Source organism: Pseudanabaena sp. CCNP1317, assembly GCF_034931345.1.
GTDB lineage: Bacteria > Cyanobacteriota > Cyanobacteriia > Pseudanabaenales > Pseudanabaenaceae > Pseudanabaena > Pseudanabaena galeata.
The window spans coordinates 1-15,590 of record NZ_JAYGIF010000015.1 but is presented as its reverse complement, the minus strand read 5'-3'; the positions used below and the strand labels follow the sequence as shown (position 1 = coordinate 15,590).

At 67.8% G+C, this 15,590-nt stretch carries 12 protein-coding genes; 6 read left to right on the top strand and 6 right to left on the bottom strand.

Annotation, left to right across the window (positions count from 1 at the left end; genetic code table 11):
* Window positions 1–129: 129 nt before the first annotated feature.
* Window positions 130–351 carry a hypothetical protein gene (locus tag VB775_RS07220; protein WP_323216684.1) on the top strand — a complete coding sequence of 74 codons (222 nt, stop codon included), beginning with the start codon at window positions 130–132 and terminating at the stop codon, window positions 349–351.
* A 240-nt stretch (window positions 352–591) separates the two neighbouring features.
* Window positions 592–3,207: an ATP-dependent chaperone ClpB gene (gene clpB, locus VB775_RS07215; RefSeq protein ID WP_323216683.1), complete on the top strand. Its 2,616-nt coding sequence runs from the start codon at window positions 592–594 to the stop codon at window positions 3,205–3,207.
* A gap of 2 nt (window positions 3,208–3,209) precedes the next feature.
* Here clpB and VB775_RS07210 read toward each other — a convergent pair whose 3' ends face one another.
* Entirely contained in the window at window positions 3,210–3,899 is a 690-nt protein-coding gene (locus VB775_RS07210) for a hypothetical protein (protein ID WP_323216682.1), read from the bottom strand.
* Between the two features lie 630 nt (window positions 3,900–4,529).
* Between VB775_RS07210 and VB775_RS07205 the strand changes: the two genes are divergently transcribed.
* Complete coding sequence (locus tag VB775_RS07205) at window positions 4,530–5,285, top strand: type II secretion system protein (RefSeq protein WP_323216681.1); 756 nt, start codon at window positions 4,530–4,532, stop codon at window positions 5,283–5,285.
* A gap of 6 nt (window positions 5,286–5,291) precedes the next feature.
* On the opposite strand, the gene VB775_RS07200 is transcribed toward VB775_RS07205, so the two are convergent.
* A complete protein-coding gene (locus VB775_RS07200) occupies window positions 5,292–7,748 on the bottom strand; it encodes an HDIG domain-containing metalloprotein (protein WP_323216680.1) in 2,457 nt (818 codons plus the stop codon).
* A gap of 73 nt (window positions 7,749–7,821) precedes the next feature.
* Window positions 7,822–8,895, bottom strand: coding sequence for a PhoH family protein (locus VB775_RS07195; protein WP_323216679.1), 1,074 nt, complete (start codon window positions 8,893–8,895; stop codon window positions 7,822–7,824).
* A 229-nt stretch (window positions 8,896–9,124) separates the two neighbouring features.
* Between VB775_RS07195 and VB775_RS07190 the strand changes: the two genes are divergently transcribed.
* Window positions 9,125–9,487: a hypothetical protein gene (locus VB775_RS07190; protein ID WP_323216678.1), complete on the top strand. Its 363-nt coding sequence runs from the start codon at window positions 9,125–9,127 to the stop codon at window positions 9,485–9,487.
* On the opposite strand, the gene VB775_RS07185 is transcribed toward VB775_RS07190, so the two are convergent.
* The 3 genes from VB775_RS07185 to VB775_RS07175 all read right to left on the bottom strand — a co-directional run bounded on the left by VB775_RS07185 (window position 9,484) and on the right by VB775_RS07175 (window position 14,646).
* On the bottom strand, window positions 9,484–10,125 hold the full coding sequence (locus tag VB775_RS07185) for an ECF-type sigma factor (protein WP_323216677.1): 642 nt from the start codon (window positions 10,123–10,125) through the stop codon (window positions 9,484–9,486). The two genes, VB775_RS07190 and VB775_RS07185, sit on opposite strands and share 4 nt — an antisense overlap.
* Window positions 10,126–10,191: 66 nt before the next feature.
* Entirely contained in the window at window positions 10,192–14,124 is a 3,933-nt protein-coding gene (gene dnaE / locus VB775_RS07180) for a DNA polymerase III subunit alpha (RefSeq protein ID WP_323216676.1), read from the bottom strand.
* Window positions 14,125–14,223: 99 nt separating this feature from the next.
* Complete coding sequence (locus tag VB775_RS07175; protein ID WP_323216675.1) at window positions 14,224–14,646, bottom strand: hypothetical protein; 423 nt, start codon at window positions 14,644–14,646, stop codon at window positions 14,224–14,226.
* Here VB775_RS07175 and VB775_RS26395 point away from each other — a divergent pair.
* Both VB775_RS26395 and VB775_RS07165 read left to right on the top strand, forming a co-directional pair.
* Window positions 14,546–15,256, top strand: a complete 711-nt coding sequence (locus tag VB775_RS26395; RefSeq protein ID WP_416235811.1) for a hypothetical protein — start codon at window positions 14,546–14,548, stop codon at window positions 15,254–15,256. The two genes, VB775_RS07175 and VB775_RS26395, sit on opposite strands and share 101 nt — an antisense overlap.
* A gap of 87 nt (window positions 15,257–15,343) precedes the next feature.
* Window positions 15,344–15,590, top strand: a 247-nt coding sequence (locus tag VB775_RS07165) for an ABC transporter permease subunit (protein ID WP_323216673.1), incomplete at its 3' end; no start/stop codon positions are given.

Genomic DNA, 15,590 nt, shown 5'->3' with positions numbered 1-15,590 from the left:
GCTCGTTCGCGGACCACCCCCACTTCCCCAGCCGGCCCGCCGCCACCCCCCGTCCGAGAACATCGCCCACACCCGACATCCGCGCGCAGGCCGGTCGATCCCCTCGCGGATCGTGTCGATGAAGGGTGCATGTCACTCTCTGAAGTTACGGGCGCAAACCTGCGCAGCAGCATCGGGACCGCCGTCGCCAAGAAGGCGCTCGACAACGCCAAGTTCGAGGGCGAGTTGGCCGTCGCGATGATCAAGGACGCCGCCGAGGCCGGCCCCAAGGGCGAAGCCTCCCGCGGCGCCGTCAGCGGCGTGCGAGGCCCGGAGGAAACCTCCGGCAACCTGATCGACAAGAACGCCTAGCGACGCCGGCGCACCACACCTTCACGATCGACCCACGCGCCCCCGAGCAACTCGGGGGCGTTTTCGTTGCGTCATGCATACTTCCCAGATCCGACAACTCTGGCGAGCCAGCCTGCCACTCCGGCAGGCGTACTCTCCTGTGCACGCCATGGGCGTTGTGCAGCAGGCCGACTGGGCACGAATCCGCACGCGCCGTCTGGCGCCGCGCTTGTACCCTTGCATGGCCTCAGGAGACACGCCATGCGCCCAGACCGTTTCACAACCCTCGCCCAGCAGGCGCTCGCCGACGCGCAGGGGCTCGCCCTCGAGCGACAGGCCGCCGAGGTCTCGCCCATGCACCTGCTTTCGGCCCTGCTCTCGGAGCGCGGCGGCACAGGCGCGTCCATCGTCGCCAAGGCCGGCGTCCAGCCCGAGCGCGTCACGCAGGTCGTCGACGCCGAACTCTCGCGCATGCCCAAGGTCAGCGGCACGCCGCCCCAGCCCGGGCGCGCGATGCTCTCCATCCTCCAGAAGGCCGACGCCGACGCGCGCGAGATGGGCGACGCCTATGTCTCCACCGAGCACCTGCTCCTCGCGCTCAGCGAGGTCGCGACCGACGCGAAGCAGGCGCTCTCGGTCGTCGGGCTTTCGCACAAGCGCCTGATGGACTCCATCAAGGCCGTGCGCGCCGCCAGCGGCGTGACCAGCGTGCAGGACCCCGGCGCCGAGTCCAACTACGAGTCCCTCAAGAAGTACGGCATCGACCTGACCGAGAAGGCTGCGGCCGGCAAACTCGACCCCGTGATCGGGCGCGACGAAGAGATCCGTCGCTGCATGCAGGTCCTCAGCCGGCGCACGAAGAACAACCCCGTCCTCATCGGCGAGCCGGGCGTGGGCAAGACCGCGATCGCCGAGGGCCTGGCCCTGCGCATCGTCAACGGCGACTGCCCCGAGTCGATGCGCGACGCGCGCATCGTGGCGCTCGATGTCGGGCAGCTGCTCGCCGGCGCGAAGTACCGCGGCGAGTTCGAGGAGCGCCTCAAGGCCGTGCTGCGCGAGGTGGCCGCCAGCGAGGGGCGCGTGATCCTGTTCATCGACGAACTGCACACGATCGTGGGCGCCGGGCAGGCCGAGGGCGCGGTGAGCGCCGGGAACCTGCTTAAGCCGGCGCTGGCGCGAGGCGAGCTGCGCTGTATCGGCGCCACCACGCTCGACGAGTACCGCAAGCACATCGAGAAGGACCCGGCCTTCGAGCGCCGCTTCCAGCCGGTGTATGTCGATCAGCCCAGCGTCGAGGACACCATCGCGATCCTGCGCGGGCTCAAGCCGCGCTACGAGGCGCACCACGGCGTGCGGATCGTCGACAGCGCGCTCGTCGCCGCCGCGCGGCTGAGCAACCGCTACATCACCGAGCGCTTCCTGCCCGACAAGGCGATCGACCTGATCGACGAGGCCGCGAGCCGCCTGCGCATCGAGGCGGACAGTCTGCCGACCGAACTGGACGAACTTCGCAGGCGCATCATGCAACTGGAGATCGAGCGCCAGGCGCTGCAGATGGAGGCGAAGTCCGGCGGCGCCGGTGCGGATGCGCAGAGCGCGCGCCAACTCGAGCGCGTCGAGCAGGAACTGTCGGACCTCAACGAGAAGAACCGCGCGCTGACGGCGCGTTGGGAAGAGGAGAAGTCTCTTCACGACGAGGTGAAGTCGATCCGCGAGACGATGGACGCCAAGCGCGTCGAGTTCGAGCAGGCCCAGCGCCGGGGAGACCTCGAGACCGCCGCCCGGATCCAGTACGGCGAACTCCGCGACCTGCAGGCGCGGCTCGACGGCGCCGAGAAGGCCATCGACGAGCGCCAGCAGCGCGGCGACTCGCTCATCCGCGAGGAGGTCGACGCCGAGGCGATCGCGCAGATCGTCGCCCGCTGGACGGGCATCCCGGTGAGCAAACTCGTCGAGGGCGAGCGCGAGAGACTGCTGCAGATGGAGGGCGAACTGGGCAAGCGCGTCGTGGGCCAGGAGGACGCGGTGCGCGCCGTGAGCGACGCGGTCCGGCGCAGCCGCGCCGGGCTGGGCGACCCGGCGCGCCCGATCGGCTCGTTCCTGTTCCTGGGCCCGACGGGCGTGGGCAAGACGGAACTGTGCAAGGCGCTCGCGTCGTTCATGTTCGACACGGAAGAGGCGCTGGTGCGCATCGACATGAGCGAATACATGGAGAAGCACGCCGTGGCCCGTCTGATCGGCGCGCCCCCGGGGTATGTGGGCTACGAGGAGGGCGGGCGCCTGACCGAGTCGATCCGGCGCAGGCCCTACGCCGTGGTGCTCTTCGACGAGATCGAGAAGGCCCACCCCGATGTGTTCAATGTGCTGCTGCAGATGCTCGACGACGGGCGCCTGACCGACGGGCAGGGGCGCACCATCGACTTCAAGAACACCGTCGTCGTCATGACGAGCAACATCGGCAGCCAGCAGATCCAGGAACTGACCGGCAAGGGCGCGGACGACTGGGAGATCGAGGCGGCGGTGCGCGAGCAATTGAAGGCGTTCCTGCGCCCCGAGCTGCTCAACCGCATCGACGAGACGATCATCTTCCACCAGCTGCGCCGCGAGCAGATCGCGCAGATCGTGGACATCCAACTCGCGCGCCTGCGCCAGCGCCTCAGCGAGCGCGAGATCAGCATCGACCTCACGCGCGAGGCGATCGACGCGATCGCCAACGAGGGCTACGACCCCGTCTACGGCGCCCGCCCGCTCAAGCGCGTGATCCAGCAGCGCCTCGAGAACCCCATCGCCGCGCGGATCCTGTCGGGCGAGATCGCCGACGGGCAGACGGTGCGCGTGGGGTACGAGGGGAAGAGTTTCACCTTCGGGGCGGTGTGAGGTCAGCGCTCTATGGCGATGCCACGGTAAAACGAATTAGAGTAGACAACGGTGAGAATGTGCCATTCGCTCGAGCCCATGTCGTAATATGCGGCGAGCGTGGTAGGCACCCATTGCCCCCCCTGCCCGCGCACAGCCATCAGTAGCACAGCAGTTACTGCGACACGATCCCGGCTGAGCACCTCCGCATACGATATCGGAGGCCTCCAGTGCTCCCGGTCTCCCGATGACGCGAAACCGACCCAGGTTTCCTCCTCGGGAAACTCATCGATCGGAAGCGGAAAGGGATTAGACCGCACGGACTGGATCGCGCGGAAAGATACCAACGCGTCTTCAGATACCGCGGCGGGGCGCAAAAAGGATCCTTTTGCATTCAGACAGCCCACGAAGCAGACCCGGAAGAACTCGGCGGGGGCCAGGTTGTCCGGCAGATCTTCTCCCGTGTAATAGCGCCAGGCCATCTCCCGATCTTCACGAGAGAGGCCGCGCCGCGACTCTCCTCCAACATCGTCGAGCGCGAGGGAGTAGTCTCTGCTGTGCATCCATGCAACATAGCCATCGTGATCGAGATTCGCCCGATACGAAAGCCATTCTGCGACCATAGTGAAAAATGCTGCACGGGCATCAGCATTGAGGTCGATCTCGTCGCGCTGCCCCTTGATTGGCTGCGCACGCGAAATCGCCTCGGCCATCTGCCGCACATCTGTTGCTGGGACTTGCCTTGTCGATTCGAAATGCTTCACCGCGGCGCGTGCTTGTGGCACTGCCTCGGCAGGCAGATCGTGCTTAGGGCCTCTGATCAAGGCCTGCCGAACTACAATGCCTCCAACTATGCCGATCACGACAAAGCAAGTGGCCAGAGCCAATGTTTGCTTCTGAATTGTGAGTTCTCCTCTGAATCTAATCGCCGTGGCGTCTCAAGCGCCGCTGCAATTGCTCGGCGGGTTCGTCGCAGAGTGACACTCACAGTCACGCTGAGTCTGACCGTTGCCGCAGCAGTATGCCAGCTTGCCACCACGGCAGTTAGTGGTTCGGGCTGTACAGCTCGTGCAGTTCGTGGTGCCGTTGCCGTTGCATGGCTCAGGAAGACCCGTTGGGTCACACGGACCGTCAAGCTCCGCATACGCAGAGCTGGAAGGGACACCAAGAAGTCCGATCGCCAATCCGACCACGAGACCCATCGCTGCCACGACGCCGTTGCTCTTCTTCACCTGTTGATCCTCTCCAGAAGTTCCCCTTCGGCGGCCCCGGTGGCCACCTTCAGTCTTGCACCCTACCGCGGGGGGGGGTATGCTGTCAAGACTGTTTCCGGAGATTTTGCGATGGCCAGCAGAACATTTCTCAGGGATCTACGCGGCAGGGGTTTCACCCTCCTCGAACTCCTCGTCTCCATTGGTGTCATCGCGATACTCCTGGGCATCCTTATCCCCACGCTGCGTGAGGTCCGGCTTATCGCCAAGGAGCGCACTGTTCTCGCCCACCAGCGCCAGGTGCACGCGGAACTCCAGCGATACACGACGGATCGGCGCGGGTGGTACCCCTACTACGGCGTGCCCGGAACGGCGCTCGCCCCGATCGAGTACACGCCCCGGCTCGACAACCCGCAGGGCATCGGCGGGTTCGACCCAGACGGGACCTACTGGGGCCAGCCGCTCGCGTGGTGGTGGAAACTCATCCTCGACGGCTACGACGGCGCCCTCGCGCGCAACGGGCCCGAGGTCGATCCCGAGTGGGATGTCCCGGCGCGCCCCTACGACGCCGCCGCCCGGGACTTGATGATGTTCGGCGCGTTCGCGACGCCCTGGTTCTTCGAGCACGGGCGCACGCCCGAGGTGCGCAACCACCAGCCCATGCCCGAGCACGCCGTCGCGTTCCCGGGCGCGAAGGGGCTGCTCATCCGGTGGAACACGGTGCGCAAGGGCGAGTTCAACAAACTCAAGCACTTCGTGCACTTCGTCGACGGCCACGGCGAGCAGCGCTCGTTCGACACCATGCTCCCCGGCGTCGACCTGCCAAGTGTCATCTGGGAAGCGCCCGTCCTCACCACCGAAAACGGCGTGCTCGGGCGCGACATCTGAACGCGCTCAGGTCCCCGTCGGCTTCGCGGCCTGCGCCGTCTCTGGCGCCGGGGCGCCGCTGGTGGGCGCTGACTGCGTCTGCTGCGCGGGCACGCTCTGACCGGCCCTGTGCCCGCGCGTTTTCTCGCTCTTCTCGCCGCCCGACGACGAGGGGTACGCGATGCGCCCGTGGTAGATCGAGTTCAGCGACTTGATCACCGCGTCCTCCATGACCTGGAGCTCGCGGAGGGTCAGGTCGCACTGGTCGAACTGGCCGTCCATGAGGCGCTTGAGCGAGATGGTGCGCACGACCGACTCGATGCGCGAGGGCGTGGGCTCGGCGAGGGCGCGCGTCGCGGACTCGACGGCGTCGCAGAGCATGAGGATCGCGGCCTCTTTGGTCTGGGGCTTGGGCCCGGGGTAGCGGTAGCCGATCTCGGCCGGCGCGCCCTCTTTGTTCTCTTCGGCCTGCTCTTTGGCGCGGTGGTAGAAGTACTCGACGAGCGTGGTGCCGTGGTGGGACTCGATGTAGTGGCGCAGCGAGCGGGGCAGGCCCTCTTCGTAGGCCATCTCGACGCCGTCTTTGACATGGCCCACGATGACCAGCAGCGACATGGCCGGCGAGAGGCGCGAGTGGCGGTTGAAGCCGCCGCCCTGGTTCTCGACGAAATAGTCGGGCTTGTTCATCTTGCCGATGTCGTGGTAGAGCGCGCCGACATAGACATGGAGGGAGTCTGCGCCGACGGCGTCGGCGGCGGACTCGGCGAGAGCCGCGACGGTGATGGAATGGGTGTAGGTGCCGGGGGCGCGCTGGGCGAGTTTGCGCAGCAGGGGCTGCTTGGGGTCGCGCAGTTCGATCAGGCGCATGCCGGTGAGGACATCGAAGAGGCGCTCGATCGCCGGGAGGAGCCCCAGCGTGAGGAACGAGACGAGCATCGCGGAGACCGCGAAGAGGGAGGCGTCGACGACCAGTTCGCGCCGGGCGGGGGTGAGCAGCTCGGCGTCGTCGCGGGTGGGGTCGAAGACGGGTCGCTCGAAGACGCCGGTGGCGAAGACGATGAGGAACGCCACGCCAGCGGTGATGAGCCCAGCGCGGATCAGCGTGGTGCGCTGGCGGATCTCGGCGAGTTGCGCGATCATGGCGGCAATCGCGACGAGCAGGGCCATCGCGAAGGCGAGGGGCAACTGGAGGGTGGCCGCCAGGAGGGCCGCGTGCAGCCCGCCCATGAGAAGCGCGCAGCGCTGGTCGTACACGATGACGAGCACGGACGCGAAGAAGAGCGTCGGCAGTGTCGCGACGAGGTAGATCGCGCCCGGGCTGACCTCGGCCGCCCAGGCGGCGACGAAGAAGGTCACCAGCGCCAGCAGCGCGACCAGGAACAGGCGCGACGGGCGGCGCTCGCCGGCCGGGTAGAACACGACGATGTAGAGCGAGGCGCCCAGCGTGGCGATCGCGAAGAGCGTGACGGTGGCGAGCCCTCGCAGCGGGCGCGAGAGCGGGTGCTCGCGCGCCTCGGCGGCGCGGTACGCCTCTCGCTCGGCGAGGATGAGTTCGGCGCGCGACGCGTCGATGATCTCGCCCCGGCGCAGCAGTACGTCGCCCTTCTTGTAGACGAGCAGTTCCGGACGGACGGCGTTGGCGGCCCGCTCGCGCTCGATCTGCGTCGCGACCTCGTCGAAACTGAAGGTCGCGCGCGCGCCACGGGGCGGCGCGATCCGGTCGACGAGCGGGCGCGCCTCGGCGTCGTCGAAGCCGGCGCGCCGGGCGAGCCGGCGCAATTCCTCGCGCAGGCGCTCCTCGTTCGCGACGCTCAGCGCGCGGTCCTTCGGCACAGGGTTCACCACGCCCGGCAGGCGCAGCTCCATCCGGTTGCCCGGCGAGATGTCCTGGACCTGGTATTCCTCGGCGCGCAGGATCGGCGTGCGTTCCAGTTCGCGGATGAACGACTTGACGGCGGCGGACCAGCGCTCGCTCACGCCGTCGTCGGCTGTCGCCTGCGCGCGAATCGCGCTCAGCGACGCCTCGTCCAGCCGGAAAAGCGAGCGGATCTCCAGCGCGACGTTCTCGAGCGACTCGGCCTGCGCCAGCGAGCGCGGCAGGCGCGCGAACGAGGACTCCAACTCCTGGAAGATCGCCTGGTCGCCCACGTACACGCGCGGCGACTGCTGGCGGGCCGACTCGCGACGGCTCTCCGTCGCCGTCGTGTTCTCGCGCGTGAACTCCACGCGCACGAGCTGCGAATCCTGCGCCGTACGCCCGATCGCGACACGAGCACGATCGTGCGCCCACGCCCCCACCAGCCCCGCGAGCACGGCGAACGACAACGCGATCGCCAGCGCCAGCCCGGCCTGCGGGTTGTGCGCCAGGTCACGCAGCAGGTTCCCCTCGCGGCGCTCGAGCGCCTTGCGCAGCTCGCGCCGGCGCGCAGCGACTCCTCGCGAGGGCGCGGTGCGTGCGCTTCGGATGACGGGGCGCTCTGCCATGCGTTGATCTTCGCTCACGCCCCCCATGGGGCGCGTTCATGCTCCATCGGCCCGATCGGGCCGATTCGTGATTTCAGGACGTGGGCCCGCCCGGTCCGGGCGGGGCTTGCGAATGGTTCTCGGGCCTCTCGCCGGCCCGGTCGTCGCCGTAGGCCTCGACGATCTTCTGAACCAGAGAGTGGCGGACGATGTCGGCGCGATCCAGGGCGACGAAGGAGATCCCCGGGACGCGCCGCAAACGCCGGGCGGCGTCGATGAGCCCCGACTGCGTGGGGTCGTCGAGGTCGGTCTGGGTGGTGTCGCCCGTCACGATCATCTTCGAGCGCTGGCCCATGCGCGTCAGGAACATCTTCATCTGCGAGACGGTGGTGTTCTGCGCCTCGTCGAGGATGATGCACGCGTCGTTGAGCGTGCGCCCGCGCATGTACGCGAGGGGGACGACCTCGATCACGTCGTTGATCATGAACCGCTTGATGGTCGGGAAGTCCATCATGTCGTGCAGCGCGTCGAAGAGCGGGCGCAGGTAGGGGTTCACCTTCGCCTGCAGGTCGCCCGGGAGGAAGCCGAGTTTCTCGCCGGCTTCGACGGCCGGGCGCACGAGGACGAGTTTCTTCACTCGTCCGGTCTTCAGCGCGTGCACCGCCGCCGCCACCGCGAGGTAGGTCTTGCCCGTGCCGGCCGGGCCGATGCAGAACACCATGTCGTGCGTGCGGATCGCCTCGAGGTAGGCGGTCTGATTGTCGCTTTTGCCCGCGACGCGCCGACCGGCGGCGTAGGCCTCGAGCGGGCCCTCCCACGCGGCGCGGTCGTCCTGTCGCAGGTGGTACTCGATCGCGTCCTCGCTCTCGAACTCGGCGCCCTCGCCCACCGTGTCGGACGCCGCGTCGGCGATGATGTTCAGCACCTCGCGGCGCGACAGCATCCGCTCGCTCCCCGACGCGCCGGTCTCGCCCGTCAGCACGCCGATGCGCTCCAGCACTCGACGGGCGGCGGCGACGGCCTGTGGCTCGCCCGAAACTCGGATATCGTCATCGCGCGCCGCGACATGAACGCCCAGCGCCTCGCGGATCATCTTCAGGTTGCGGTCGCCGGAGCCCAGGAAGGTCACACGGTCGGCGCCGGAAGGGACACGGATGGTGACATCCACTCGCAGGAAACTCCAGGGACCGACCCCTCTGAACACACTCCCACCGAGAGCGAGGGGCCCGATCGTCACGCGGCTCATACCGCGTCATTGTACGCGAGGGACGCTCGCGCTGATCCTTCTCGGCGCAGGGGGTCTGTTCGGGGGCGCCGACACTGGGGGGACCGGGGGCGCCGGGGGGACCGGGGGCGCCGGGGGCGCCGACTCGCGGGGCGACCCGACGCCGCTGGGCGTGCAGAGCCCCGGCGACCTGCGCGGCCGCGTCGAGTGGACCGGGGACACGCCCCCACCCTGGCCCGTCGTCCACGCGTCGTGGCGCGACATCCTCTCAAGCGTCCACTGGGCGTCCGGACGCAGCGGGTTCGCGGTCCTCGAGGTCGTCGATCGCACCGAGACGGCGCGCGAATTCCACCTGCTGGGCATCCGCGGCGAGCGCGGCGTCGTGCGCGTCCAGGCGTCGCGGACCGTCGAGAACTCGCTGCCCTCCGACCCCTGGATCACGTTCGACATAACCCTCGGTGCGTTCGGCGAGGACGAACGACGACACGCCCTGCGCGCCGACCTGCTCGCCTATCGACCCGCGCACGATCGCTAGGCCCTTTCCTCGGGGGCATCCTCGCCCTCGGCCAGCGCCGCGTACTCCCCGGTGTCCTCGTCCCGGATGCGCCGGTAGAGCCAGAGACGCGCGATGTCCCAGTCCCGCCGCACCGTGCGCGCCGAGACGCCCAGCGCCTCGGCGATCTCTTCCGACGAATACCCCCCGAAAAAGCGCAACTCCACGACGCGGGCCGCCCGGTCGTTCAGCGTGCGCAACGCCGCCAGTTCTTCATCCAGCCGGAGCAGGAAGTCTGGGGGGGCCGCGAGCGCGTCTCGGATGTTCTCGATCGGGACATGCCTGATGCCGCCCCCTCGCTTGATCGCGAGTCGCTTGCGGGCTTCCTCGATCAGGATCCTGCGCACCGTCTGGGCCGCCGCCCCGTAGAACTCGTGCCGGTCCTTCCAGTGAACCGGCTTGCCCTGGGCGCGAGGGCGCAGGAACAGGCGCTCGAACGCCTTATGGAGGATGTCGGTGGTGAGCACGCCGTACTCGACGCGCTCGTGGCGGACCGCGGACGCCGACAGACGACGCAACTCTTCGTACAACAAATTGATAGCCGCCTCGTCGGCGGAGCCACCGCTCACGGTCCCCAGCGTGTTGACCGCTTTCGTGATGGATCCCGGATCTTTGTCCACCCTATGAAAGTACTTTCTCTTTCGTCGAATTGGACAGGTAAAAGCCCCGGTTCTGCAAACTAGCCCTCACGCGAAAGCCGGTTCGCGCATCCCTGATCTCTGGCCGCGCGACGGGTACCGGGGTCGCTCTTCGATGCCCGGCGAGGTGTCGGTCACCAGTCGAACATTGTGGTTCCCCATCGTCCTGGTGAGGGCGGCGAGCAGGTCATCGGTGGGGCTGACGCGCCAGGCCGACGCTTCGAGCGTGACGCGCTTGCCGGCCCGGGTGCGCAGCACGATCTGAAGGGGCGTGGCGCTGGGGCGCTTCTCCCCGCTGGGCAGGGTCGCCGGCTCGTCGCGCCCCGCGTGGGCCTCGACGACCCGGCGCAGGTCTCGCAGCGCCTTCTCGGATGAGCCGTTGAGCCGGCGCTCGTCGATGACGACCTCGATGCGCCGCCCGAGTTCGGTCGCCGCCGTCTCCAGGTCGCAGACCTTGTCGACGATGATCTGCGCGTCGCCGCGCGAGTGGTCGACCTTGCCCATCATGAGCAGGATCGCGTCCTCGACGATGAGATGGCCGTACTTCGCGTAGCAGTCGGAGAAGAGCACCGACTCGACGGTCCCGGCGCGGTCCTCGAAGGTGACGATCGCCATCTTCGAGCCGGCGGTCTTGCCGTTGCGGGTGACGATGATGCGCGCCGACTTCACCAGCCCGCCCACCACGTGTCGTTCGTCCTGCTTTGCCTCGCGCACCGTCGCGGTCGTCGCGGTCGCGAAGTGCTCGAGCTTCTCGCCGTGTTGCGCGAGCGGGTGCGACGACAAGTAGAACCCGAGCGTTTCCTTCTCGCGCTGCAGCAGTTCCTTCTCGCCCCACGGCTCGGTGCTCGCCAGGGGCGGCGTCGGCGCAGGGGCGTCATCCCCCCCACCGAACCCGAAGAGCGCGTTCTGCCCGGCGGCGCGATCGCGCGCGAGCGTCTGCCCCGCCGCGACCGCCGACTCGATCGTCGCGACCATCTTGGCGCGCTTCTCTCGCCCGTGCACCGAATCGAACGCGCCGGCGCACACCAGCGCCTCGATCGTCGCCTTGTTCAGCGAGCCCGCGGGCACGCGCTCGCAGAAGTCGTGCAGCGAGGTGAACGGGCCCGACCGTACACGCTCGGCGATGACCGCCTCGATCGCCTTCGCGCCGGCGCCCTTGAGCGCGCGCAGCCCGAAGCGAACGTGCCCGTGGCAGTTATCACGCGTCTCGCCCTCGACGAACACGACCGAGAAATCCGACTCCGACAGGTTGATGTCCGGGGGCTTCACCTCGACGCCAACATGCGAGCCGTTCACCGAATCGGGGAACACCGTCTTGCGACAGTCATCGAGATACTTGATCCACTCGTCGACCTTCAGCGCCTGGCTCTCGTAGGTCAGGAACGCGGCCATGTACTGGTTGGGGAAATAGGTCTTGAGGTACGCGGTGTGGTACGCCGTGATCGCGTACGCCGTCGAGTGCGACTTGTTGAAGCCGTAGCCCGCGAATTTCAGGATCAGTTCAAAGAGCTCTTCCGCCTCGCGCTTACCCATCCCCTTCTTGACCGCGCCCTCGATGAACTCGGGCTTGGCGGCGTCGATGGTCTTCTGCTTCTTCTTGCTGATCGCCTTGATCAGCGAGTACGCATCGCGCAGTGAGATGCCGCCCAGTTCATGGCAGATCTGCATGACCTGCTCCTGGTACACCATCACGCCGTAGGTCTCTTCGGTGAAGCGATCGACGATCGGGTGGACCGAGGGGACCTGCTCCTCGCGGTGCTTGCGCCGGTTGTAGGTCGGGATGAGGTCCATCGGACCCGGGCGGAAGAGCGCGTTGGCCGCGATCAGGTCCTCGAGCCGGTCGGGGCGCATCTCGGAAAGGAGCCGGCGCATGCCGCCGGATTCGAACTGGAACACGCCCGTCGTGTCGGCGCGCCGGAAGCACTCGAACACGCGCTGGTCGTCGAAGGCGAGCCGGTCGAGGTCGAGCGGATCGCCCACGCGCGAATCGTCCCACCCGACGGCGGCGCGGATCGCGCCCTCGGGCAGCGTCGTGCGGATCAGGTGCTTGGTCCGCTCGATCACGCTCAGCGTGCGCAGGCCCAGAAAGTCCATCTTGAGAAGGCCCATCTTCTCGCAGGTCGGGCCGTCCCACTGGGTCACGACGTCGTCCGAACCCGGCGCCTTGTACAGCGGCACAATCTCGTGCAGCGGGCGCGTCGCGACGATCACGCCCGCGGCGTGCACGCTCGCGTGGCGCACCTGGCCCTCGAGCGTCCGCCCCGTGTCGAGCAGTTGCTTCGTGCGCGGGTCCGCGTCGTACATCGACTTCAGGTCGGGCTCCTGCTGGAGCGCGACATCGATCGTGACGTTCAGCCCCTCGGGCACCAGTTTCGCGATCTTGTCGACTTCCGGCAGCGGGATGTCCATCACACGACCGATGTCGCGGATCGCGGCACGCGCCTTCAGCGTCCCGAAGGTGATGATCTGCGCGACATGCCCGTACTTCTCGCGCACGTAGTTGATGACATCGGCGCGCCGGTCCTGGCACAGGTCGATATCGATATCGGGGTATTCCGATCGGTTCGGGTCGGTGAAGCGCTCGAAGAGCAGGCCGTAGCGCACCGGGCACGCGTTGGAGAGGCCCAGCACGTAGCCGACCATGGTCCCCACGCCGGAGCCACGGGCCATGGCAGGCACGCCGCGCTGGCGACCCCAGTTCACGAAGTCCCACACGATGAGGAAGTACGCCGAGATCGACTTGTCTGCGAGGATGGTGAGTTCGCGCTCGAGCCGGGCGCGGATCGCGCGCTTCTCCTCGCCGGTGCGCGTCGCGTCGTCCTCGTCGCTGAGGATCTCGGGGCCGTAGCGCCAGATCAACCCGGCGTTCGAGAGGTCGCGCAGCGTGTCGTCGCACTCCTTCTCGAGTTTTTTCGCTTCCTTCTCGTCGCTCGCGCTGGTCGAATCGAACGGCTCCAGCGTGAACTCGGCGCAGAACGCCTTGAACCACGCCGTCAGGTCCTTCTCGCCCGCGTACTTCTTTGCCTTCTTCGGGCGAACCACGCGCACGACCGGCGCGTGGTTGCCGATCTCGATGTCGACCTCGCAGCGTTCGGCGATCGACACCGTGTTGTCGACCGCCTCGGGGCAGTCGCTGAAGAGCGCGCGCATCTGCGCCGGCGACTTGACGAAGAGGTCTTTCGGGTACTTCAGCCGGTTCTCTTCCGACTTGATCTTGCCCATCGAGATGCAGCACAGCGTGTCGTGCGCGTCCCAGTCCTCTTCCAGCAGGAAGTGCGAGTCGTTGTCGCAGACCAAGGGCAGTTCGAGTTCGCGCGCCAGCCGCTTGAGATGCGGGTTGATCGCCTCCTGCTCGGGCACATGGCGCTGCAGTTCGACATAGAACCGAGGGCCCTTGGGCCCGGGCTTGAAGGTCTGCGCGTGCCACTCGGCGCACGCGATCGCGTTCTTCCAGTGCGCCGGGTCCTTGGTCTTCTCGAACTCGACGAGGTGGTGCGCGAGTTCCGAGCCCAGGTGCCCGTTGATCGCGATCAGCCCGTCGGCGTGCGTCGACAGCAGTTCCTTGTCGATCCGCGGCTTGTAGTAGAAGCCGGTCAGGTACGCCTCGGACGCGAGGTACAGCAGGTTCTGCCAGCCGGCGTTGTTCTCCGCGAGCAGCACGAGGTGGAACCCGCCGTCCTGCACGCCGGTGTGGACCTTGTCGGTCCGGTGGTTGGGCGCGACATACGCCTCGCACCCCAGGATGGGCTTGATCCCTGCGTTCTTGGCGGCCCAGTAGAAGGCCATCGCGCCGAACAGGTTGCCGTGGTCGGTGACAGCGACCGAGGTCATCCCCAGGGCCTTCACACGCGCGATGAGTTTGTCGAGCCGGTTCCCGCCGTCGAGCAGGGAGTACTCCGAATGCAGGTGGAGATGGACGAACTGCTGCTCGCGGGGGATCGCATCCACCGTCGATACAACATCTTGTGCTTCTACGGCCATCTCGTGGTCTCCGCGCCCTACAGGTGGGCGTGGACGCATTGTAGTGCGACGCACGTGACAGGTCGGCAACAGCCAGGCAGTCCACCGGGTTTCAAGAGATCACGGGATGAGCCCGCCGGTTTTTTGTCCGCCAGCGTCGGGCACGGGGTTGCCGAGCAGGGTCCGCTCGGTGTCGCGGTCGGTCCAGTAGCGCGTCATGACGCCGTCGGTGAGGATGAAGTACACGACGGCGGTGTTCTGCGAGGACGACCCCGAGAACAGGGAGAGGAAGCCGCTCGACTCTTCGTCGAGCGAGTAGCGGAAGACCTTCGTGTTGGGGATGCCCTCGACGACCGACCAACTGGTCGGCTCACCGAGGATCGCGATCAGCCACGCCTCGGTCGTGACGCCCGCCTTGAACTGGCGGAGCGTTTCATCGCCGATGCGCACGCCGCTGGGGTTCGACGAGCCGCCGCAGCCCACGATCGCGCCGACGACGACGACGAACGCCGCCGGGGATGTTCGTCGGACAAAGCGCGTCACGCGTGACTCCGTCTCAGGTGGGTTGGGGCGGCGGGGGCATGGTGGTGTGGGTGTTGTCGGGGCCGGGGGCGGCATCCATCGACTCGCGCGGCGGGGGCGAGGGCGGCTCGTCCCCGATCGACAGGAAACCCGCGACCCTCCCGGCGACCCACACCCCGGCGAGGGTGAGGATCGCCGCGAGAACCGCTGCGCCGAGCATCCCCGACCAGCGGTGACGGGGAGCGCGGTGTTCGTGCCGGTCACACCCCATGGGGTTCAGTCCGATCAGGCGCTGGAGACGCTGGAGGCGCCCGTGTTCTTGAAGATCTTGCGCACGCGCTCGCGATCGTCGGAGTCGTCGCAGTGCACACCGACGAGCACACTGCCCTTCGAGATCGCCTCTTCCACATGCTTGATCTCGTGCTCGGGGATGGCGGCGCCGATCGCGCCGCCCAACAGCCCGCCCGCCGCCGCGCCGGCGCCCGCGCGCCGCGGCAACCCGACCTGGCGCCGGCTCCGGCGCAACAAGAACGTCGTGTTCGGCACGACGATCATCGCCTTGCTGGTGGTCCTGGCGCTCATCGGCCCCTGGGTCACGCCCATGGACCCGTACGCCCAGGACATCTGGTAGCGCTACGCGGCGCCGCGCGGCCTGTGGGTCGACGGGCAGTGGAACACCCAGTTCGTCCTGGGCGCCGACGAGCTCGGACGCGACCTGTTGTCGCGGCTGATCGTCGGGGCGCGCGTCTCGTTGATGGTGGGGCTCATCGCGACCGTGATCAGCCTCGCCTTCGGGGTCGTGCTGGGGGCCGTCTCCGGGTACGTCGGCGGTTGGGTCGACGACGTGATCATGCGCGTGATGGACGTGATCCTCGCCCTTCCCGGCATCCTGCTGGCGATCGCGATCGTGGCCGCGCTCGGCCCCAACATCGTCAACGCGATGATCGCGATCGCGGTGGTGCGCA

Coding starts and splice junctions, on each gene's coding strand:
- dnaE (WP_323216676.1), bottom strand. CDS start 14,124: ATGGCCGTAGAAGCACAAGATGTTGTATCGACGGTGGATGCGATCCCC.
- VB775_RS07205 (WP_323216681.1), top strand. CDS start 4,530: ATGGCCAGCAGAACATTTCTCAGGGATCTACGCGGCAGGGGTTTCACC.
- VB775_RS07220 (WP_323216684.1), top strand. CDS start 130: ATGTCACTCTCTGAAGTTACGGGCGCAAACCTGCGCAGCAGCATCGGG.
- VB775_RS26395 (WP_416235811.1), top strand. CDS start 14,546: ATGCGCACGCCGCTGGGGTTCGACGAGCCGCCGCAGCCCACGATCGCG.
- clpB (WP_323216683.1), top strand. CDS start 592: ATGCGCCCAGACCGTTTCACAACCCTCGCCCAGCAGGCGCTCGCCGAC.
- VB775_RS07200 (WP_323216680.1), bottom strand. CDS start 7,748: ATGGCAGAGCGCCCCGTCATCCGAAGCGCACGCACCGCGCCCTCGCGA.
- VB775_RS07210 (WP_323216682.1), bottom strand. CDS start 3,899: ATGGCCGAGGCGATTTCGCGTGCGCAGCCAATCAAGGGGCAGCGCGAC.